The sequence below is a fragment of the Mycoplasmopsis bovis PG45 genome, assembly GCF_000183385.1.
GTDB lineage: Bacteria > Bacillota_I > Bacilli_A > Mycoplasmatales > Metamycoplasmataceae > Mycoplasmopsis > Mycoplasmopsis bovis.
Genome location: NC_014760.1, coordinates 59,311 through 81,110, shown reverse-complemented (window position 1 = coordinate 81,110; position 21,800 = coordinate 59,311). Strand labels below are relative to the sequence as shown.

Annotated in this window: 21 protein-coding genes and 2 tRNA genes; 9 read left to right on the top strand and 14 right to left on the bottom strand. The window is 29.4% G+C overall.

The features are described 5' to 3' along the window. Nucleotides 1-70: 70 nt before the first annotated feature. The 7 genes from asnA to rpmH all read right to left on the bottom strand — a co-directional run bounded on the left by asnA (nucleotide 71) and on the right by rpmH (nucleotide 6,518). Nucleotides 71-1,051, bottom strand: coding sequence for an aspartate--ammonia ligase (gene asnA, locus MBOVPG45_RS00345; RefSeq protein ID WP_013456612.1), 981 nt, complete (start codon nucleotides 1,049-1,051; stop codon nucleotides 71-73). Continuing rightward, on the bottom strand, nucleotides 1,044-1,808 hold the full coding sequence (locus tag MBOVPG45_RS00340; protein WP_041309069.1) for a PQ-loop domain-containing transporter: 765 nt from the start codon (nucleotides 1,806-1,808) through the stop codon (nucleotides 1,044-1,046). Before MBOVPG45_RS00340 ends, asnA begins: the two co-directional genes overlap by 8 nt. An 83-nt stretch (nucleotides 1,809-1,891) precedes the next feature. Next, nucleotides 1,892-2,713, bottom strand: coding sequence for an alpha/beta fold hydrolase (locus tag MBOVPG45_RS00335; protein ID WP_013456294.1), 822 nt, complete (start codon nucleotides 2,711-2,713; stop codon nucleotides 1,892-1,894). A 3-nt stretch (nucleotides 2,714-2,716) separates the two neighbouring features. Continuing rightward, on the bottom strand, nucleotides 2,717-3,697 hold the full coding sequence (gene lplA / locus MBOVPG45_RS00330) for a lipoate--protein ligase (RefSeq protein ID WP_013456543.1): 981 nt from the start codon (nucleotides 3,695-3,697) through the stop codon (nucleotides 2,717-2,719). A 155-nt stretch (nucleotides 3,698-3,852) separates the two neighbouring features. Beyond that, entirely contained in the window at nucleotides 3,853-6,018 is a 2,166-nt protein-coding gene (gene yidC / locus MBOVPG45_RS00325) for a membrane protein insertase YidC (RefSeq protein WP_013456584.1), read from the bottom strand. A gap of 13 nt (nucleotides 6,019-6,031) precedes the next feature. Beyond that, nucleotides 6,032-6,355 (bottom strand): ribonuclease P protein component, encoded by a 324-nt coding sequence (rnpA, locus tag MBOVPG45_RS00320; protein ID WP_013456053.1) that lies wholly within the window; start codon nucleotides 6,353-6,355, stop codon nucleotides 6,032-6,034. Nucleotides 6,356-6,368: 13 nt separating this feature from the next. After that, complete coding sequence (rpmH, locus tag MBOVPG45_RS00315) at nucleotides 6,369-6,518, bottom strand: 50S ribosomal protein L34 (RefSeq protein ID WP_004024238.1); 150 nt, start codon at nucleotides 6,516-6,518, stop codon at nucleotides 6,369-6,371. A gap of 310 nt (nucleotides 6,519-6,828) precedes the next feature. On the opposite strand from rpmH, the gene MBOVPG45_RS00310 reads away from it, so the two are divergent. The 3 genes from MBOVPG45_RS00310 to gap all read left to right on the top strand — a co-directional run bounded on the left by MBOVPG45_RS00310 (nucleotide 6,829) and on the right by gap (nucleotide 10,335). Further along, nucleotides 6,829-7,860, top strand: coding sequence for a glycosyltransferase family 2 protein (locus tag MBOVPG45_RS00310; protein ID WP_013455928.1), 1,032 nt, complete (start codon nucleotides 6,829-6,831; stop codon nucleotides 7,858-7,860). A 33-nt stretch (nucleotides 7,861-7,893) separates the two neighbouring features. Further along, nucleotides 7,894-9,162 (top strand): serine--tRNA ligase, encoded by a 1,269-nt coding sequence (gene serS, locus MBOVPG45_RS00305; protein ID WP_013456119.1) that lies wholly within the window; start codon nucleotides 7,894-7,896, stop codon nucleotides 9,160-9,162. Between the two features lie 162 nt (nucleotides 9,163-9,324). Then, a complete protein-coding gene (gap, locus tag MBOVPG45_RS00300; RefSeq protein ID WP_013456534.1) occupies nucleotides 9,325-10,335 on the top strand; it encodes a type I glyceraldehyde-3-phosphate dehydrogenase in 1,011 nt (336 codons plus the stop codon). 31 nt (nucleotides 10,336-10,366) lie between these two features. Here the strand turns inward: gap and MBOVPG45_RS00295 are convergent, their stop codons facing one another. Next, nucleotides 10,367-11,041: a hypothetical protein gene (locus tag MBOVPG45_RS00295; RefSeq protein ID WP_013456626.1), complete on the bottom strand. Its 675-nt coding sequence runs from the start codon at nucleotides 11,039-11,041 to the stop codon at nucleotides 10,367-10,369. A 127-nt stretch (nucleotides 11,042-11,168) separates the two neighbouring features. Between MBOVPG45_RS00295 and mnmE the strand changes: the two genes are divergently transcribed. The 6 genes from mnmE (at nucleotide 11,169) to MBOVPG45_RS00265 (ending at nucleotide 16,922) form a co-directional block, all read left to right on the top strand. Next, a complete protein-coding gene (gene mnmE / locus MBOVPG45_RS00290; protein WP_013456396.1) occupies nucleotides 11,169-12,506 on the top strand; it encodes a tRNA uridine-5-carboxymethylaminomethyl(34) synthesis GTPase MnmE in 1,338 nt (445 codons plus the stop codon). 9 nt (nucleotides 12,507-12,515) lie between these two features. Then, nucleotides 12,516-13,277, top strand: coding sequence for a TatD family hydrolase (locus MBOVPG45_RS00285; protein ID WP_013456490.1), 762 nt, complete (start codon nucleotides 12,516-12,518; stop codon nucleotides 13,275-13,277). After that, the gene (gene rsmA, locus MBOVPG45_RS00280) at nucleotides 13,270-14,058 is read left to right on the top strand and encodes a 16S rRNA (adenine(1518)-N(6)/adenine(1519)-N(6))-dimethyltransferase RsmA (RefSeq protein ID WP_013456162.1); all 789 of its coding nucleotides are present in this window, start codon (nucleotides 13,270-13,272) and stop codon (nucleotides 14,056-14,058) included. The genes MBOVPG45_RS00285 and rsmA overlap by 8 nt, the downstream gene beginning before the upstream one ends. A 14-nt stretch (nucleotides 14,059-14,072) precedes the next feature. Then, nucleotides 14,073-15,071 (top strand): NAD(P)H-dependent glycerol-3-phosphate dehydrogenase, encoded by a 999-nt coding sequence (locus tag MBOVPG45_RS00275; protein WP_013456418.1) that lies wholly within the window; start codon nucleotides 14,073-14,075, stop codon nucleotides 15,069-15,071. Nucleotides 15,072-15,165: 94 nt separating this feature from the next. Then, nucleotides 15,166-15,678 (top strand): MAG0490 family ComEA-like DNA-binding protein, encoded by a 513-nt coding sequence (locus tag MBOVPG45_RS00270; RefSeq protein ID WP_013455989.1) that lies wholly within the window; start codon nucleotides 15,166-15,168, stop codon nucleotides 15,676-15,678. Then, the gene (locus tag MBOVPG45_RS00265) at nucleotides 15,603-16,922 is read left to right on the top strand and encodes an MAG0480 family ComEC-like protein (RefSeq protein ID WP_350222705.1); all 1,320 of its coding nucleotides are present in this window, start codon (nucleotides 15,603-15,605) and stop codon (nucleotides 16,920-16,922) included. The genes MBOVPG45_RS00270 and MBOVPG45_RS00265 overlap by 76 nt, the downstream gene beginning before the upstream one ends. A 70-nt stretch (nucleotides 16,923-16,992) precedes the next feature. Here MBOVPG45_RS00265 and MBOVPG45_RS00260 read toward each other — a convergent pair whose 3' ends face one another. From MBOVPG45_RS00260 to MBOVPG45_RS00235, 6 genes are all read right to left on the bottom strand, one after another. Then, nucleotides 16,993-18,666 (bottom strand): IS1634-like element ISMbov3 family transposase, encoded by a 1,674-nt coding sequence (locus MBOVPG45_RS00260; RefSeq protein ID WP_013456559.1) that lies wholly within the window; start codon nucleotides 18,664-18,666, stop codon nucleotides 16,993-16,995. Nucleotides 18,667-19,031: 365 nt separating this feature from the next. Continuing rightward, nucleotides 19,032-19,108: transfer RNA gene (locus MBOVPG45_RS00255), tRNA-Arg, on the bottom strand. Nucleotides 19,109-19,114: 6 nt separating this feature from the next. Beyond that, nucleotides 19,115-19,190: transfer RNA gene (locus MBOVPG45_RS00250), tRNA-Cys, on the bottom strand. A gap of 91 nt (nucleotides 19,191-19,281) precedes the next feature. Next, the gene (gene frr / locus MBOVPG45_RS00245; protein WP_013456367.1) at nucleotides 19,282-19,833 is read right to left on the bottom strand and encodes a ribosome recycling factor; all 552 of its coding nucleotides are present in this window, start codon (nucleotides 19,831-19,833) and stop codon (nucleotides 19,282-19,284) included. Beyond that, nucleotides 19,833-20,555 (bottom strand): UMP kinase, encoded by a 723-nt coding sequence (gene pyrH / locus MBOVPG45_RS00240; protein ID WP_013456274.1) that lies wholly within the window; start codon nucleotides 20,553-20,555, stop codon nucleotides 19,833-19,835. Before pyrH ends, frr begins: the two co-directional genes overlap by 1 nt. 191 nt (nucleotides 20,556-20,746) lie before the next feature. Then, nucleotides 20,747-21,781 carry a YihY/virulence factor BrkB family protein gene (locus MBOVPG45_RS00235; protein ID WP_013456222.1) on the bottom strand — a complete coding sequence of 345 codons (1,035 nt, stop codon included), beginning with the start codon at nucleotides 21,779-21,781 and terminating at the stop codon, nucleotides 20,747-20,749. Between the last annotated feature and the right edge of the window lie 19 nt (nucleotides 21,782-21,800).

Below are 21,800 nucleotides of genomic sequence, written 5' to 3'. Positions count from 1 at the left end.
TAATAATATTTAACTATTAGATAGTTAATTTACTAAAAACACTATTTTATAGATATTTTAGAAAATACACCTATAGTAAAATAACTCCTTCTTTCTCAAAAAATTCTCTATGCTCATCAGGTCAAACGCTTGCTTGAACTTCGCCAATGTGCTTCTTTTCTAATAAGAACATACTTAATCTGCTTTGCCCAATACCGCCGCCGATTGTGTAAGGTAATTTTTGACTTAATACTAACTTATGGTACTCGCCCATATCACTATCTTTTTTTCTAGAAATTTTAGCTTGTTTAGTTAGCGAATCACTATCAACCCTTATACCCATTGATGAAATTTCTAAGGCTGCATCATTAACTTTATCATAAAAAACCATGTCACCATTTAATTCCCAATCATCATAGTCAAACGCTCTTTTTGAATGAGGCAAGCCATCAGGCAATGTGTGACCTATTTTGTAAATAAAAACAGCTTTATACTTTTTGGCAACTATATTTTCCCTTTCCTCGGGACTTACATTTGGAAACTCTCTGTATAACTCTTCGGAGTTAATAAATTTTATTTCAGATGGCAACTTTTGGTCTAATACAGGATACTTAAAGTTAATTTTGTTTTCAACATATCTGATTGATTTATAGATTGTTTCGACAATTCTCTTCAAAAATTCTAGGTTTCGATCATCTTTGTTAATAATTAATTCCCAGTCTCATTGATCAACATATAATGAATGCTTATAGTCTACTTCATCATCCTTGCGGATTGCATTCATATCTGTCCATAAACCTTCACCAGGTAAGAATTTGTATCTTGATAGCGCAGATCTTTTTCACTTAGCAAGTGAGTGCACAATTTCGATATTTTCTTTTCATTTATTTGGTGAGAAAATAACTGGGATATCACCATTTAAGCCATCATTAATTTTAGAGCTTGAAGTAACAAATAAAGGGGCAGAAACTCTTGTTAATTTTAACTCTTGATTAAGTTTTTTTGTAAAGGCAAATTTAAGATCTTGAATAGCTTGTTGTGTTTCTTTTAAAGTCAGTTTAGATTTATACATACTTGTTCTCCGCTACATTTTCATTGGTATTGTTTATTTTATTTAGCTTTGCTTGATGCATCATTTTTATTAACAAAAGTGAATATAGGAGTAATGATAAAACTTGCCATATTAGTGCACTTATTAATTGTGGGGCAATTCCGGCATTAATTATAAAAAACACTCAATATAATGTTCAAAACACATTAGCTAAGATGAATGTTCAGACCATTGAAGCTGACATTCCTGAATAATCTTTAGAATCAATTGCCTTCAAAACCTGAGGAAAGAATGCAAATGTTGTAATTATTGGCACTATTTGAGCAATACTCATTTGTGCAATTTGGGGTAGTTTTCATTCTAAAACTAAGGCTGAAATTGACAAGCTAATTACAAAAATTGAAAGTAAAAGCGATGAAAACAATACGATTCATTGATTTCTTTTACGTTTAGGATCACTTGAATATCTGTAAGTAAGTCACAACGTAATAACATAAATTAAAGAGCAAATGCAATTAGATATTACAATAGCAAACATTTTTTGAACCGGATCAAAAGCACCTAAAAATATCCATGAAAGTATTCCAAATAAAAACATTCAGTATGAATAATACTTAACATTTCCAGTTTTCTTGCACTTGTATAGATGAATGGCTTGCGGAAGACCTAAAATAAGAGTCATTGACATTCCTAAAAATCCAAATATTATCACAAATCATGCCGAAATAACGTTTGATCCATTAACAAAAAAGGTACTATAAATTGCATCTATATTCATAGTAAATATTATAAAAATAATAGTAAAAAAATAAAGCAAGAAAGCATAATTAATTCGTTGCTTTATTTGGCTTTTTCATAGACTTATTGGAGTTTTATTGTGCTTGCTATATTCGTTACTATTTCATTAACTTTATTTGCTTTTTGGAAAAATACAGCATGACCGCATTCGTCCAAAGCATATGGAGTTATGCTTGGTATATCATCAATTAGCTTAAGCATTTCTGCTTCAGTAGTAAATTGGTCATTTTTAGCATAAATTAGTGTGTATGGCTTTTTAGCACTATGGTATAGTGGTTTTAGAACATTATCTAGGTAAGAGGTATTAAAAAATTGATTATCGACAATGTGTGAAAACATCTTTTTGGTTGCTTCTCTGTTTTGTACATCTTGCATTGCAAATGCTTGTATGCCTTTTATGTAGAATGGATTAGGATTGTATACTAAAGCTTTATATGACTCGATTGCATCCTCAATGCTTTCGGGTAGCATTCATTTTTTGCCATCACTAAAACCTGCATTAAGTTTTGCATTGTAATTAAATGGTGCCACTAAAATAAGCTCTAAAACATTTAGTAAGTCAAAACACATTAAAGACACAGCAGCACCCATTGAGTGTCCCATTAATATTACTTTTTTATTTGGCAATACTCTAGCTATGAACTCTCTCACCACTTCAGCATAAAATTCAATCGAATATTCGCCTAAATTGCTGCTTGATTCACCACAACCTGGTAAATCTAATGCATAAATAGAATAATTTCTGTTTTTTATGCTTATGAGTGGTTGAATTGTTTTAGATCTATCTTTGAATCCATGAACGAATAAAAGAACTGGAATATCATTGGATGTGTCTTCGTAGATGTAATGAATTTTCTCGTTTTTAATTAGAACTGTACTATTCACTTTTTACCCTAAAATTATTTTGACAATTTCATCCTCTGTTAGAGTACCAAAGTAGTTTTCTATATCAATTTTTGTTAAAACTTCTCTAACTGATTTTTCATCATAACGTATACCTTTAAATAAAGGCTCAACGTCTCTAATATCTTTTTTACTTAAAAAGTCACCAGCAAAAATTATGTCTTTAATAATAGAGTTTTCAATTGTGCCATAAACTGTAACAAGTCCGCCTGGGAATTTTTCAGTTTTTGAATATGTAAAGTTTGCTGAACGATCGTATATTCATTTTTCAGAGCTAAATAGACTTCTTAGCTCTTCGAATCTTTCAGCATATTTTTCATATGGAATTTCTTCTAATGTGCAGTTTTCATTTTCAACAAAGTATTTAACTAAAGTATCTTTGAATTCATCAACTGTCATTTTTTTAGGCAATAGGTCATTGATATTTGCAACTCTAGAACGAATTGATTTAATACCTTTGGATTCAAATTTTATTTTGTTTGGATTAAGCGCTTTAGATAATATTGTCATATCAACATCAAAAAGTAATGTTCCATGTGAAACTATTCTTTTGCCACTAATATATTGTGCATTACCGCTTATTTTGCATCCATTGGCGTGAATGTCGTTTCTGCCATGAAATTCAGATTCTAATCCTAATGAGTTAAGGAAATTAATAATTGGTCTAAGGAACTTCACATAGCTATTATCATCAGATTTATCTGAAATAAAACTAAAGTTTAGGTTACCTAAGTCATGGTAAACAGCACCACCACCTGACTTTCTTCTTGCTAATACAATTTTGTGATCTCTAACATATTCACGGTTGATTTCTTCATATGCATTTTGGTTGTTACCAATGATTATTGCATTTGCATGTTGATAAAGCACTAAAACATCGCCAGTGATTGATGGATCTTCCATTATTAGATTCTCATAAGCCAATGTTTCATATGGCGAAGTACTTTTAACAATATAAATTTTCATATAGCTCCTATTTTGAATTGTAGTTTATATATTAATTTTATTACTTTATATTTTTCTTAATTATAAATTAGCATATTGATGGTATGTTTTAAACATTTATTGCTTTTTTATAGTGATAAACAAAAAATCCCAAGCATTGCTAGGAATTTTTGAAATTATGCTTTGTGTTTGTCTAGATATTTTCTTCTGTAGTAAGTTGATTTCTTAAATTGGTGAATACTTAGTGTCTGAATGATTGTTCATAATCCAGAAATTATTCAATAAACTTGAAGACCAGCTGAAAATATTAGAGTTACAAAGAAGAAGACAATAGTCATAATCCGTTGAGTTCTATTTGCTTTTTTAAGTGCTTTTTCTTCCTCAAGACTAGTCCGCTCTTTGAACTTTTTCCTGTTCAGAATTTGAGGAAGGAACTGTGCTACACCTTGCACAATGGCAACAACTAGAAGAACTCCTAAATATTGCCACTCTCCTGAGAAGAATAATCTTCGCCATGATGTTTCAGCAAATGAGATGCCTAATCACACAGTAGACTTAAATTCAGGTAGAGACTGAATAACCCGTCACATCATAATAAAGATAGGTAGAGAAATTAGCATTGTTACAAAAGCATCAAATGGATTAATACCATGTTTTTTATAAAGCTCAGCAACTTCTTGTTGTTGTCTAGCTTTCATTTGCTTATTGTTTTTGAACTCAGCATATTTAGCATCAATTTTTGCTTTTTTCGACTTCAACTCTTCTTGCTTAGACTGGTTAACAGTTTGTTTAAATGTTATTGCCAACATTGCACTACGTAAAATAATTGTTAACACTAAAATTACTATAATTGTTCCCCAGCCACCTAAATGAGACAAGCTTGTTGACAAGTGAGCTGATAATCAAGCTGTTGGGAACACTAATAGTCCATAAAATGGCCCTAGTTTTCAAGCATCTGCTCAATTATAAATAACTCTTTGTGGCTCATCGCCTGCATATGGAATTTTAACTGCATCATTTAAATTAATTGTCATTGATGAGTATGGTGCAGGGGCAAGAAGTCTGCTTGAATTTCTGAGTTGTTCATTTAAGGTTGTTATTTTTTTTCTTAAATCAGTGGCCTCTTTACTGTTTTTATCATTAATCTTATTATAGTCATTGCTTAAACTATTAATTTCTTCAATAACAGAATTCTTAACAGGTGAAATTTGATTTAATGCACTGAAGTTTAACTCATTAGCATATTTGTTTAAAGCTTTATTATAGTACTTAAGAGCATAAAACACATTTGGTGCAAATTCTAATTCATTAGATTTTTTATTCTTAATTTTATCAACAAAGTATTTATTAAAACCATTGAAGTCCGCAGAATAATTTTCGTTTTTCAATGTTTTTTCAACTTGAGATAATGCTTTTTTATAATACTTAGATTTATCTGAATAGAATGTGTTTGTTGCTAATGTTTCAAAAATGTCTCGTCTGAATTTAGCAAAGCCAGTAAAATTATTTCTGTTTGCAAATGTTTGATATGATAATTCTTTATCATAGATAAAAGCATTCTTATCATTTTTTTTCTTTTTATCATTATTGCTGTTAACATCCAAATTGCTAATGAATTTGCCTTCATTAATCAATTTCGTGCTATTAGGATTTATTTTGAAGATATTTTTGTCTTTGTCATAAACAAAATTAGCATCAAAATCAAAACTTGGGTCAATTAATAATCATTCTTTATATTCATTTGGGCTATAAATTGTTTTGTAGCTACTTTTTGCACTGGCATCTTCAACTGGTTGCACTGCAAAAAGATAATTATTTGAGTTATCGCCTGTACCTTTAATAATAGGTTGGTTGTTTCATAATTTTTTATCATGATCTCTTAACTGAATAGCTACATTTCAATTTTTATAAGCACCATAACTGCCTTGATGAGCACTTCTAAGATTTTTTATAATTTCGCCGTAATTCTTGTGTGACAAGTGGAAGTTTGCACCATCGTTTTTTTCGAAATATAATTGATCATCGTTTTCAAGTTCTATATTAATTTTATTGTCTTTTAAATAAGTATTTTCTTCTTTAGTTAGCTTGTGAGAAGTATCTAATGTTGTCACATGCGGACTAACATTTTCCTTACTTGTATAAAACTCAATACCGTTTCCGGTGTAGTTAGATGACTTAACAACACAACTTTGGACGCACCCTGTCATTGCGATACCAAAAAGCAGGACATAAAAGACAATTTTTATTCAAAATCACACTTTTTTTCAAGCGCTCTTCTTTTTTTCTTTTTGCCTGTCCTCATTGGAGAAATAATTGAAGTTATTTGATCTATATTCTTTCATTTTCCAACTTCTCTTAACTTGTTTTTAATTTATTGAAAAGTTTTTGGGTTGCATTAAACTTAGCCACAAACTTCTCTTTTAAAAATTCTTTACGCAAAATTAAAACGCAATGGAATTTCAAATCATAAGCATTTAGCTTATGAATGATTGCTTTAACTTGCCTTTTATAATAATTTCTGAAAACTGCATTGCAAAATTTTTTAGGAACAGTTATACCTAACTTAAAGCTTGAAGCTTCTTTGTAGTACAAAACTAAAAAATTGTTTGCATGTTGCTTTTTAGATTTAATTATTTCATCAAATTCTCAACTTTTTTGAAGTCTAAATTCTTTTTTCATGAGGTGTTAAAAATTATTTATCGTCAGAAACAGTGAGTCTTTTTCTTCCTTTGGCTCTTCTAGCAGCTAAAACTTTTCTACCATTTTCAGTAGCCATTCTAGCACGAAATCCATGAACTTTTGCTCTTTGTCTTTTCTTAGGTTGATATGTTCTTAAGCTCATATTTCCTCCTGTTAAAAATTAATGTTTTAAATTGGTAATGGTTTATATTATATAGTAAACTCTAAGATTTCAAATTATAAACTCAACAATTTGTGGGCGTTATAAATTGAATAATATTTTTTCTTAAAAGCCTATAAAACAATCATTTAAGCAAAAACTGCATGAGCATTTATGATTGTTATTTCTGCAGGGTGGTTTTATCATAAAAAACATTGGCTTAGCAAATATTATGAAATTAGTTGTGAAAATAGCATTGACTATAAAAACATAAAGAGTACTTATAAATGCTAATATTGATATAATACAAGTTATGATTCAAAAAAACAGGAAAAAGTCTAAAAATAGTGACATTAATAATCCAAAAATTAGTGTTTTAATTCCTTGTTTTAATATTGAAAGAAATTCATATTTTTCACTTAAAAATGTTTTGAAAAGCACATATAAAAATTTAGAAATTATTTTGCTTAATGACTACTCAACTGATAATACCTTGCAAATAATTAATGACTATGCTACTAAAGATTCTAGAATTAAGGTCTATGATTTAAAGGATTATCATGAGCATGTTGGCATAGGTTTTAACAGACACTTTTTAATTGAAAAATCAACTGGCAAATATTTTATTTTTGTTGATGATGATGATAAGTTGCACAGAAATGGAATTAAGATTTTTGTTGATAACTTAGATGATGACTATGATGTACTGGTCGCTGAGGCTTTATATAGTTTTGAAGCTTTCAAAAACTTTAGGGTTTTAGTTCCTGAAACCCCGCGTTTTACTGGCTATGATACTAATTCCCCAATTGAGCACTACTATAATAACATTTTAGTTCCTTGGGGTAAGATGATAAAGAGAAGTTTTTACTGCAAAATTGTTGAAAAATATAACAAAAAATTTTCGGGTGGCATATATGAAGACGTTAGATTTATGCATATGCTCTTTTTTACAAACCCGAAGTTTAAAAAAATCAAAAAGAAAGTGTATACATACCAAATTAGAAAAAATTCATCTGCCACAAACCTAGAGGCATGAGCAAATAAATTAAAATTACTGTTTTCATCATATGAAGGCGTTTTTAATGAAATTACTGAATTAAGATTATTGCCTAATGAAAAAATTATTAACTTAATGAAAAAATGTTTGTTTGTACAATTAACTTCGCTTTGCTACTTACTTTGTAGTTTACAAACTAGAAACAAGAAAAAGGCAATGAGAGAATTTAGCACTACTATGCTTAAAGAATTTATTAAAAATAATAATGTTGATGTGTCTCCGCCAGCAAATTTGTCGTTGTTGTCTTTAACAATATACAAGTCATCAATAAAATACTTTAAGTTGTAAAATTATTATTATAAAGATAAAATTAGAGGTTTTATGTTAAGCATTAAATTCATAAATGATAATCGCGACTATGTCAGAAAGGCATTAGAAAATAGAAATTTTGACCTTTCAGTTTTTGACACACTTTTAAGTCACATTGACAAAAGAGGCGCAGCAATGTATGAGGCTCAGCAAAAAAGAGCTGAGTTGTCAAAATTAAGTAAACAAATAGGTGCCTTTAAAAATGACAAGCAAAAAATGCAAGAGTTAAAAGATAAAGCATCTCAACTTAAAAAAGATGTTGTTGACTTGGAAAAAGTGGCTGATGATTTTGACAAAAACGCCTATGAAATACTCATAAGAGTGCCAAATATATCACTAGATTCAGTTCCAGTGGGAAAAGATGAAAATGACAATCATGTGATACAAACATATGATAGTCTCGGTAGAAAACTGGTTTCAAACGTGTTGCCTCACTATGAAATAGGTAAAAAACTAGATATTTTTGATTTTGAAAGAGCTGTTAAGTTATCTGGCTCAAGATTTGTTATTTTTAAAAAAGATGGTGCAAAATTAGCACGTGCATTACGAAACTTTATGATAGATTTGCACACTGCAAATGGTTATGAAGAATATGCAGTTCCTGTTTTAGTTAAGCCAGAAATACTTTTTGGCACCGGTCAGTTGCCAAAATTCAAAGACGATCTTTTCTATATGGAACAAACAAACATGTATCTTATTCCTACTGCTGAAGTTCCATTAACAAATTTATATAATGATGAAATAATAAATCTTGAAAAACCAATTAGACTAACTGGATTTACTGAATGTTTTAGATCTGAAGTTGGCTCAGGTGGCAAGGATATGAGAGGCATTATAAGAAATCATCAATTCAAGAAGGTTGAATTAGTTAAAATAACTTCAGAAAAGGACTGAGAAACTGAGTATAACCAAATGCTTGAGCAAGCTAAACTAGTTCTAGAAGAGCTAGAGCTTCCTTATAGGGAGCTTAAGCTTTGTACAGGTGATTTAGGCTTCTCGTCAAGAACAACAGTTGATTTAGAAGTATGGCTACCATCTGAATTAAAATATCGTGAAATTAGTTCAGTTTCTTATATGGGAGACTTTCAGGCCAGAAGAGCAATGATAAGATACAGAGACGAAAATAATGAAGTTCAATTTGCTCACACTATGAATGGATCTGGATTAGCAATAGATCGATTGATTGCGGCTATCTTAGAGAACTACCAAAATAGCGACGGCACAGTTTCTATCCCAAAAAAATTAATTCCTTACTTTGGAAATGACAAAATTTCTAATTAATCTATATATAAAACAGCATTTTTTGTGAAATTATGCTGTTTTATTTTTCAAAAAAATAGTGGAAAGGTTGCCACATATTTATATTTAATGTCTATATACCTATTAAAGAAGAAAAATGGATAAACTATAATTTTAATAGAAAATAATTTTTTTGGGGGAAATATGAAAAGAGTCGCTATCAATGGTTTTGGACGTATAGGCCGTCTCGCCCTTCGTTACCTTTTAGACACAAATAATAAAGAAGTTGAAATTGTTGCTGTTAATGATTTAACAGAACCAAAAATGTTAGCTCATTTGCTTAAATATGACACAGCTTTTGGCCCATTAAAAGCTGATGTTGTTGTTAAAGATAATGCGTTTGTTGTTAATGGAAAAGAAATTAAGGTGCTTTCAGAAAAAGACCCAGCACTTTTGCCTTGAAAAGAACTTAATATCGACATTGTTTTAGAGTGCACTGGATTTTTTGTTAAAAAGGATCTTGCACACAAACACATAGAGGCAGGAGCTAAAAAAGTTATAGTTTCTGCTCCAGCTGGTAAGGATGTGAAAACTATTGTTTATGGTGTTAACCATGAAACCCTTGTTGCTGAAGACGAAATTATTTCTGGTGCTTCATGTACTACGAACTGCTTGGCTCCTGTTGTTAAGGTGCTAGTTGATAACTTTGGTATTGAAAATGGTTTTATGACTACTGTTCACTCATTTACTGGTGATCAAATGCTTCAAGATGGCCCACATCGTAAAGGCGATTTGCGTCGTGCTCGTGCTGCTGGTCATAACATTGTGCCTTCATCTACTGGTGCTGCTAAAGCTATTGGATTGGTTGTGCCTGAAGCTAATGGAAAGCTTGATGGCTTTGCACTTCGTGTGCCTACAATAACAGGTTCATTTGTTGACTTATCAGTTCAGTTAACAAAACAACCAAGTGTTGAAGAAGTTAATGCAGCTTTTGAAAAATCAGCTAGCTTAACACTTAAATATGAAACAGACCCTATCGTTTCTTCAGACGTTATTGGTTCATATTATGGTTCAACATTTGATTCAACATTAACTAAAATCAAAGAATCAAATGGCCACAGAATATACAAAATATTTGCCTGATATGATAATGAAATGTCTTATACTGCACAATTAATTAGAACATTAACATACTTTGCTAAACTAACTAAGTAACAATTACTTAAACTCCTTTTCAAGGAGTTTTTTAATACTTTAAATTGCGCTTGTTTAAAAATGATTGATCGACTTTGGTATAGTGTTGACTAAGTTCATTAGGGCTAAAACTTCTATATTTCAGGCTTATTGGTAAAAATACACAGTTTATGTAACTTTTATCTTCGTTATAAAAATATTTTTTATCCTTAGTGTGCTTAAATTCATATAAAGAACTTGATATGCCATATAAAACCATTCTCTTATTATTACTATCAGCTTTACTTACAGCAACTAACTGACAGTGATTATAAGCTGTATCATTATTTGTTTCTGGTTTAATTTTGAAATATTCAAACACATTTGAGTAATCATTGTTTGGAAAGGGGAGCACAAAACTATTTGTTAATATTTTTATAGATTCTAATTTTTTAGCAAAATATTTTTGTTTACTTTTAGGAATATCATTCAAAATCTGCTCTTCAGTTAACTCTTTTGTTAGAATATCCTTTATTAAGCCATTTATGTTTTTTCTATATTTTCTAAATAGAGTTTTACAATAATTAAGACCTAATGAATGAATTAAGAATTTAGTATTCATAATTATTCTTATTCTTAATTTTAGATCGCTTGAACTATTTTGTTTTATCAGTGAAATTGATTTGACACTATTTATAAAAATTGCATAGTGAGCGAAGATACTACAAAACTTATTTTCATTTTCCATACCTTAATAAACAATTAGAATCTTAATAAATAAAAAGCTGTAAAAAATAGAGACAAACAACATATTTTTCCCATTTTTGTTCATTTTAATGCAATTCACAAGTTTTATATTATTGTAAAATTGATATATGATAAATGACACAATTACAGCGATTTCATCAGGTGGAAAGATAAACCAAGCAATCTCAATAATTAGGGTAAGTGGGCCCGATAGTGTTAATGTTGTGCAAAAAGTTTTTACCGGTAAAGTTGGCAAAAGCCATACAATCACATTTGGCAATATAGTTGATAACTTAAACAATAATGAAATTGTTGATGAAGTATTGTGCATGTGATTTTTAGGCACAAACAACTTTGTTGGTGAAGATACTGTTGAAATAAATTGCCACGGCGGAGTTGTAATAACCAATAGAATTCTTGAGCTATTATTAGCTAATGGCGCAAGACTTGCTGAACCAGGTGAATTCAGTAGAAGAAGCTTTTTAAATGGGAAAATTGATCTTATAAAAGCTGAAGCAATTAATGATTTAATTCATGCTAGCACAGTTAGCCAGACAAAATTAGCGATTAAAAAATTCGATGGAAAAACTTCATTATATATTCAGGAGTTAAAGAAAGAATTATCTTTTTTAATTGGCGAAATGGAAGTTTCAATTGACTATCCTGAATATGATTTTGATAATCCTTTTAATGACAAATTAACAGCAAGATTAAAACAAATTAGAAATAAAATAAATCAGACTATTGAGCTTAGCCAAACTTCTAGAATGATCTTTGAAGGAATTAAAATAGCCATTTTAGGAAAGCCTAATGTTGGAAAAAGCTCTATTCTAAACTCAATTTTAGAAGAAGACAAGGCCATAGTAACAGACATTGCAGGAACAACAAGAGACATTGTAGAAGCTATGTGGCAATATAAGGGATTATTATTTAAATTTGTGGATACAGCAGGAATAAGAGAGACTAAAGAAAAAATTGAAAAAATTGGGATTGATAAATCATTCGAGCAAATTGACAAGGCCGATGTAGTCCTTCACATATATGACCCCAGTCAGAAAAATGATGAATTTGATGAACAAATCAAAAGCAAAGCCCTTTCGCTTAATAAAGTATACATTCCAGTAATAAACAAAAAAGACTTGGTTAAAAACATTGACGATAATTTGTTGTATGTGAGCGCAAAGCAAAATGACTTAGACGAGCTAAAAGAAAAACTTGTTTCTGTTTTTAAAAATGTTGATCTGAATAATGATCAATATGTCAACAATTCTCGTCAGCTAGCGCTTATAAAACAGGCTCAAAAATCGCTGGATGATGCATTAAATTCAATTGAAAATGGATATGATCCTGATGTTGTGATTATTGATCTTAGACAAGCATGAAGTCATCTTACTGATATAACTGGTAGAGCTGATAATGAATTGCTGCTTGATGAAATGTTCAAAAACTTTTGTCTCGGAAAGTAGGAGTAAACTGTGAGTATAAAGTATATCGACTGCCACACTCATCCAATTAAAGAGTATTATAAAGACAACTATCAAGTTATCGAAAAAGCCTATTTTAAAGGTGTGTCGGCAATGCTAATAACTGGTTGCGATCCCAAGGAAAATCTAGAAGTTTTAAATATTTGCTCTCATTTTGACTATGCCTTTCCTGTTATCGGTGTTCATCCCAATAATTCAACCGGTGCAAATGATGCAAAAATTATTGAAAGTCAATTAACTAAAGATGTTGTTGCTATCGGTGAAATCGGATTAGATTACCACTATCCAGACACTAATAAAGAAGTTCAAAAAGAATCGTTTATTGCACAAATAAAAGTGGCTCAGAAGTTTAAACTGCCTGTTGTAGTTCACATGAGAGACTCTTATGAGGATCTATATGAAATACTTAAACAATATAGCGATGTTCAATTTATGATTCACACATTTAGTGGTGATTTATATTGGGCTAAAAAGTTTAACGATTTAGGTTGTTATTTTAGCTTTAGTGCAATAGCTACTTACAAAAATAATTCATCTTTAGTAGAAGTATTGCAATATCTACCAGTGGAGAAAATTTTAACTGAAACTGATGCTCCATATTTGCCACCAGCAAGTAAGAGAGGAATGTTAAATTATCCAAATTATGTTAAACATACAGCAAACTATATTGCTGGAGTTAAGGGAATGTCTATAGAAAAATTTACAGATAAAGTTTTAAAAAATGCTAAGAGGTTATTCAAGATAAATGTCTAATAATTATTTACAGCCAAGAGCTAAGAAAAAATTTGGACAAAATTTCTTAAATAATGCAGATGTTGTAAAAAAAATAATAGACATTATAAATCCTGAAGGCAAAAAAATTCTTGAAATTGGTCCTGGAACTGGTGCTTTAACTAAATTTCTTGTTGATAAATGTTCAAAATATGTAGCTTTTGAAATCGATACAGATATGATTGCTTTCCTAAATGAAAATAATTACTTTAATTTAGGAAGCACCGAATTAATTCATAAAGACTTTCTGGAAGCAGATCTGAACCAATATGCCTGTTTTGAAGTAGTTGGCAACATTCCTTACTATATAACTAGCGATATAATATTAAAAATAATTGACAATAGATTTTTATTTAAGAGAGCAACTTTATTGGTTCAAAAAGAAGTGGCTGATCGAATAATTGCTACTCCAAATAGCCCTGATTATTCTAAATTAAGCATTACTTGTCAATATGTTGCCAAAGTTAAAAAAGAATTATTTGTAGGTCGAAATAATTTTACTCCTGTCCCAAAGGTAGATTCAGCTATTGTAACGTTTGATTTTTATCAAAATAAGGATGATAACTATAGTAATTTAAAGCCATTTTTTAAGCTTTGTTTTAGTGCTAGAAGAAAGAAATTGATGTGATCTTTAAAGCAAACATATAACCAAGAAAAAGTTCAAAATGCTTATAAAACTTTAAATATTGATGAGAATATTAGAATTCAACAACTTAATTTAGATACAATTATTAAACTATATGAGCAATTAGAATCAAACTAGATATGGAGGCATTTATGACTAAAAAAATTACCATAATTGGAACAGGTGCTTGAGCTAGTGGGTTGGCTAGTGTTTTATCTTATAACAACCACAAAATAAAAATGTGAGGAATTGATCAAAAAGAAATATCTGATATTAATAGTGGCATAAATTCTAAATATTTTGGCAATAGAAGATTTAACAATCCTGAAAATATTAAAGCCACGTTAGACTTAAAAGATGCATTAAGCGAACTTGATTTAATGATACTTGCTGTTCCATCAAGCGCTATTGATAGTGTTTTAGGTCAAATTAGAGACGTGTTAGGAACACAAAAAATCAAAGTCATAAATGTTGCTAAAGGAATTGATTCAAAGACTAAAAAATTCTTTTCTGATGTCTTGGTTGAGAAATTTTCTAGCAATATTGAGCACTACTGCTCAATATTGGGCCCATCTTTTGCTACTGAAGTATTTGAAAATGCATTAACAATGATTAATGTTGTAGGGCCAAATGAGCAATTTTTAACTGAAGTTTCTCAGACGTTTAATAACAAATATTTTAGATTAGTTGTTAATCCTGATGAAAAAGGTAGTGAATTATTTGCTGCACTTAAAAATGTTTTAGCAATTGGAATTGGTGCAATAACCTATATGCATCCATACAAAAACACTGAATCAGCATTATTAGCTGCTGGTGCTAAAGAGATCTATCAGATATATAAAGAATTATTCAAAACATCTAACAATGAATTGCCTTTAGAACTATCTGCTATTGGAGACATATTTTTAACCTGCTCAAGCTTAAAGAGTAGAAACTTTCTTTTTGGTACTCAAATTGCCGAAAAAGGCCTTAAAACAGTCTTAGAAGAAAATACTAAAACAGTCGAAGGATATCACAATGCAAAAATATTAGAAGAAATACTAAATGATAACCAGTCAATCAATGCTCCGTTCTTGCGTTCAATCATTGATGTCCTATATCACAACAAGGATGTTCATAAATTAACAGACTTCATTGAAAAATACAACTAATTATTATTAATATTTTGCTGGGAAAAACATTGTGTTTTTCCTTTATTTTTTCTTTTTTAAATCATCCTTAATAATTAAAAACTTATAAGATGAAATGAGAGTCAAGAGAATAATAATTGGTTCTATAGTTTTAGTTGCTGTTGCTGCTTCTACAATAGCAATTACTTTTGAATCAAAGCGTACTTCATTTTCAAAGATATCTACTGATGATAGTGATGTTATATCAATCGATGTTTCGGGTGCAGTCCTATTTAAAGGTAAGCATTACTTTAAAAAAGGAGTTAAATTACGTGAAATACTAGCAGTAGTTAAAGAAAAAAATGCTGATCTTGCAAAAATGAATCTAGACAAAGAATATAAAAGTAGCGAGAAACTTTTTGTTCCTTTTTTAAAAAATGACACAGTGGTTCCAAACAATAATAAGCTTAATTGATTTGAATTTAATAATGAGAACCAACTAAAAAAATTCGGCATATCAAAAAATGCAGCAAAGAAGTTACTTGAGTTAAGGAAAAATAAATTAAGAATTGAATGAGATGATATTCGAAATTTAAAAGGTATCGGACCAAAAACTTTTTCAAAACTAAAGAAAGTTTTAATCTTGTAAATACCAACTTGCTATCATTTATTTTGCCTTTGTTTATCCATTTGTCGCTTTTTAGTTACGAAACTAGATATGTTTGAATGACTTCGTACATTATTTTAGCTTTTTATATTTTATACAAAGACTGAAAATGTCTAGGAACTGGATTGCTGGCAATTATTTTATACTTATGTTTAGTGTTGCCGACGATTGTCAAACCTCTATTAGATAATGGGTTATACATTATAAGAGGTACTGTTGTGAAACTAGGAGCTAACTATTTTATAATCAGCAACTCAAAACATAATGTTTTGGTATATAGCAATAATAGTGTATCAGCATCAAGCATTGTTCAAGGATCTCTAGTTGAAGTTAAAGGAAATTTAAATAAAAATTTATCAGATATAAAATTTGATAAATCATTTGTGCTATCTAACTCTATTAAATATGTTGTGAACAATCCAATTGTTAATAAAGTGACATATCAGACAAATAGCTTAAGCAAGATAATTAATGCCTATGGTTCAAATAAAATTTACTTTGCTAGATACTGAAGCACAATGGTTTTTGGTATTAACGATTCTCAAATTGCAAATGTAAAGGCAAGGTTGATTAATGTTTCGCATCTGATAGTCATTTCAGGATTGCATTTTGACCTATTGTTCTATTTTATTGTATTTTTAGCTAAAAAAATATTTAAGAAGCAAACAAAAACATTATATTTTGTATTCATACTTTTATTTTGTTATATCACACTGCTAAATTCATTTGTGTCGGCAATTAGAAGTTTAATAATGCTAATTATTAAGCATCAAAAAAGAGTTGGCAATTACAAATTCAAATATTATGATGGCTGAGCGATTTCATTAATAGTTGTATTCACAATAAATTGCGACTTAGTTTTTTCGCTATCATTCATTCTTTCCTTTAGTTGCTCATTTATCTTACTTGCGCTAAATCGCTTGCTAAAAATTAGATGGGCTTTTCTTAAATCATTATTAATATTTACACTAATTTATATTTTTAATCTTCCAATAATAGCCAAGATTAATAATGAAATAAATCCTTTATCTTTAATTTTTGGAATCATTCTTGCTCCAATATTTGAAATTTATTACCTTATGTCAATAATGTTTTTCTGAAGTGTTGATTTTATGAATTTTGCCTACTTTCTTTTAGACAAATTGTTAGATATATTAATAGATTTTTCATATCCACTTACAATAAAGATATCATCAAGTTGACTTATCCTACGTTTCCCAGTTTAAGCATAAAACAAGAAAACATAATTATGTAAATTTTTGATTTCATAAGTTATGTTTTTTTATAATGTAATGTCTAAGTGACTTTTTCTTTTGTTAAAAGTTCTAATAATATTTGATAAGTTTTCCAACTTTCCTGTAACTCGTTGTTATAAACTTGTATAGTTTCGATTTTTTGTTTATTTACAAATACTTCAATTTCTTTAACTTCTTTGATAACATTAATCACTTTATGCTCAGTGATTTTACTTTTTCCAGTCAGTCCTAATTTTGAATTTAGAATGTAGATGATGTAGTTTAAAAACACTAATGAAATGAAACATAAACAAATATAACCAACAATATGGTTTCAAGTTGATAAATACATTGGACGAAGAGATAATTTACCTTTTAATGTCTTGAAATTAGACTCAATTTGTCATTGTTTTGAATATAAATTAATAACTTCTTTTACTGATAAATCTGTTCTGTTTGTTTCGTAAACATAGTATCCATCATATTTTTGATCTTCTTGTATTTTTTCTATGTCAAGTTCATAAAATGCACCTTTGTTTATAGGTTTGAAGAATCTATATTTTTTAGATCCCGCTAGATCATCACAAGAAACAAGATTATCTTTATTCATTTTCTTAGTGAAATTTTGAATTAAAATGTCTCTATCGTTTTTGTCTTTAGTTGCTCGTTTTTGACTAAAACTAATTATTTGTCTTCTAAAATGTCCATTAATTCTTTTTTTATTGTATGAAGATGCAATATCACGAGTTTTGTATATCAAACCACCATCATTTACATAATCTTTTTCATCTAATACATACTCTTTAAATTGTTTGCTTCCAGCTTTCATTCTATATGAGATTATGTATTTTCAATTCTTAGATTCTAAAAATCTAATATTTCTATTAACACTCATTCCTTTGTCAGCAATTATAGTTACGCTGTTAACTTCATAAATATCTGCAATTTCAAGCATAAATGGTATGAAAGTATTTGAATCAGTAACATTTCCTGGAAATATTTTGTAGTGTAACGGTATCCCATTTTCATCAGTTGCCATGCCTATAACAATCTGGTCTTCTTTAAATTTTCCATCTTTTGAATAGCCAGGTTTTTTATAACCTTCACGAGAAAATGTTTCAAAATAAGTAGTTGTTGCGTCAAATCATAATACATCAATTTTTCTGTTAGTATTTGCACAAATTTTTGCATTTAAATTTCTTAAAATTTCATCTTTGTTTTTTGCTATATAGTCTAATGATCTATAAAATGAATTTTTTGAATAAGTGTCTATTTTTTCTTTTTTTGCTGTCATATAAGTGTTAAAAACACTTATTGGATTTTTAATTCTTTGATAAATCAACTGTAAAACAACATCTTTTAATGTTGTCGATTTTGTGGGAGAACAATCGTTAAAAATATTGAAATAATCAAATAGTTTTTCAACTACTTCGTAACCTTTAAACCTTTCTAAAACTTCTTTTTTGGTCTCTTTTTTATCTTTAAGAATCTCATCTAATTTAGTTCTTGCTTGTTCTTTTGTTCAAGACAATGGAAAGTTTGCAATAATTGCTTTGATAATTGTTAGCGGATCATCGTGATATTGTTTTAATTCATGCAAATAACCATATCCTAATCTGTATACAAAACCTTTGTTATCTGGTCTTGGCACTCCAATTGATAAGTATTCACCTTTTTTAACTCTTGCTATTGATGTTCTTCATTGTCTTTTTGCATCATTTTTCGACTTCTTCATGTTTTTATTATATCATATTTAAGCATAAAAGTATAATAAATTATATTTTTTTTGTAAAAAAAATATAGTCGCCAAAAACTGAGTGTTTTCGCGACTAAGTGGGAAACGTAGGATTTGAAATTTATTACCTTATGTCAATAATGTTTTTCTGAAGTGTTGATTTTATGAATTTTGCCTACTTTCTTTTAGACAAATTGTTAGATATATTAATAGATTTTTCATATCCACTTACAATAAAGATATCATCAAGTTGACTTATTGTCTCACTAAACATCTTTGCTTGATTTATAGTACTATCAGTCATAAACATATATACAAATAATAAAAAAGTTAGGCAACTTGCCTAACTTGGTAACAATGTTATATGGCGCGCCCAAGAGGAGTCGAACCCCTAACCTTTTGGTCCGTAGCCAAACACTCTGTCCAGTTGAGCTATGGGCGCATAATATGGAGGCACCAACCGGACTCGAACCGGTAAATCGGAGTTTTGCAGACTCGTGCCTTGGCCTTTTGGCTATGGTGCCACAAGAACTGATCTCTAATTGCCGTGTAATGTATTATATAATAATAGGCTTTTATAAAAAGAATATTTATAAAAATAGAGATCAATTTAAATTAAACAGTCATTATTTCTTTTTCTTTCTTGGATACTAATTCGTCTACATGCTCAATGTTTTTATCAACAATTTTTTGAACATCTAGTAAATATCTTTTTTGAGCATCTTCAGAGATTTCATCATTAGATTTTATTATTTTGTTGGCGTTTTGACGGGCGTTTCTAATGCCAACTTTAGCAGCTTCTGAGTGCTTAGATAATGCTTTAACTAACTCTTTTTTTCTTTCAGTTGTTAATGGTGGGAATTTTATACGAATTTGGCTGCCTTCATCAACAGGATTAATGCCTAATTGAGCATTTGTTATTGCTTTGATTATGTCTCTTACAGTTGTTGCATCAAAAGGTTTAATTAGTAATTGCTGAGCTTCAGGCACGCTAATATTTGCTAACTCTTCTATTGGTGTTAAGGTATCATAGTAATTAATTTTTATACCTCTAATCAATTGAGGATTAGCTCTTCCTGTTGACGTTTTTGAAAGTTCAAAAACTAAGTGATTTATTGCTTTCCCAATTTCTTCTTCTAATTCTAAAATAATTAATTCTGTATCCATTAGCTTACTACCTCAGTGTGATCGATATCCCCTTCAATGGCTCTTAAAATAGCATTAGGTTCATTAATATTAAAAATTATCAAATTTATCTTGTTGTCTCTAGCCATACTTGTGGCTGTTAAATCCATTACTTGTAGCTTTTTATCTAAAATTTCATCATAAGAAATTTTTCCAAATTTTTTGGCATTCTTATTTGATTTAGGGTCACAATCATATATTCCAGAAACACCATTCTTGCCCATCAAAATCACTTCTGCGCCTATTTCTGATGCAAATAATGTTGCAGCAGTGTCTGTTGTAAAGTATGGTCTGCCGGTTCCACCAACAAATATAACAACCTCGCCTTCTTCTAGGTATTTTATTGTTTTTTCATTAACATAGTTTTCAGCAACCTTTTGATCAACAACTAATGACGATTGAATACGAGTTTTTAAACCAATTCTTTCAAAACCGCTTTTTAATGCCAACCCGTTCATTATAGTAGCTAGCATTCCAATGTAATCAGCTCTGTTTCTAGGAATTCCATTTTTTTCAGCACTGGCGCCTCTAAAAAAGTTTCCGCCGCCTATAACTATACTTATTTGTATTCCTCTGTCTGAAATTTGCTTTAGCTGACGGGCAATATCGCCAACTAAGTCATAGTCAATTGCTAAGCTTTTTTCCTTATTAACTAAACCTTCTCCAGAAAGCTTAATTAATATTCTTTTATACTTATTATTCATTAATCCGCCCACATAAACTTATTATTTAATAATTAAATAAAAATTTATTAAATTATAAATTAAAAAGTGGGATTTTTTAAAAAAGTGGACAAGACAATGCCTAAAAAACAAGGAAATTCAAAATAAATATTTGTATTCTTTCTAACATTTTCTGTATACATCTGTTTTATAGCCTATTTCGTAAACCATAATTAATAAAACTTTCTAAATCAAATTTTTTTAGGAGTTGTATATCTTGAATAAAAAGTTTTGTAAAATGCTGCGTTTGTTATTATGCCTAAATACATAAAATATGACATTATTGACACCAAAAGTGCAATATACATAAAAATTCCAAATATGCCGAATTTATAGTAGTCAATTAATGATGTTAGATATCCAAATATTGTAATAAAAACCATAGTTGGAAGCGAAGCAATAAGCACACCAGGAAGAAGTGATGACCATGGAACAATAAATCCTGGACTAATCTTAAATAAAACAGAAAGTCCGACATATAAATTGAGCATTAAGTAAAGTGAAAATACAATGTAGAAGTAAATATTTTTGTCTAATTCACTTGCCTTATGCACTCCAAAGAGCTTATAAATTGATAAATAAATTAATGCAGAAATAAAAATAAATAGTGCGATCCCAATAACTATAAAAAACCCTTTTAGTCTATTAAAAAAATAATTGCCAGTTGTTTCATGCTTATAGATGTAATTTATACTATAAGTAAACTTGCCAAATCCGCTTGATGAAATGAATAATGATGCTAAAAACAATGTAATAACAAGCACAAATGTTTTGGCATTTCATGTTTGTGGAACTGAATTGATAAATGAATCTAAACCAGGAATAATTCTTTTTAGAATCTCGTTATTAAATAAAGTGCTAAATTCACCAGGAATTAGTGATAGAGCAACACTTACACTTAATATTATTGGTATAAATGAAACAAGAGAATAAAATGCAAATGAAACTGGAATAAAGACAAAATCTCTGCTAGTAAATCTTTTGTATACTCTACCAACTAACTCACCTAATTTGTTTTTATTTTTTCTCAAACTAAGTGGAACAGCAACAAGCATAACAATCTTGATGAAAAATTTTATAACTATTTCTAAAAGTGATCGTTTTGCTTTTTTCACTGTCAAAATGTTCTTGCTAAATAAAGATCTTTTTAGTGATCTGTTATAGACTCTATTCATCTTCTTTACATTTTTATTAGTGTATAGTTTCATTTTAATTCCTTATAAAAAA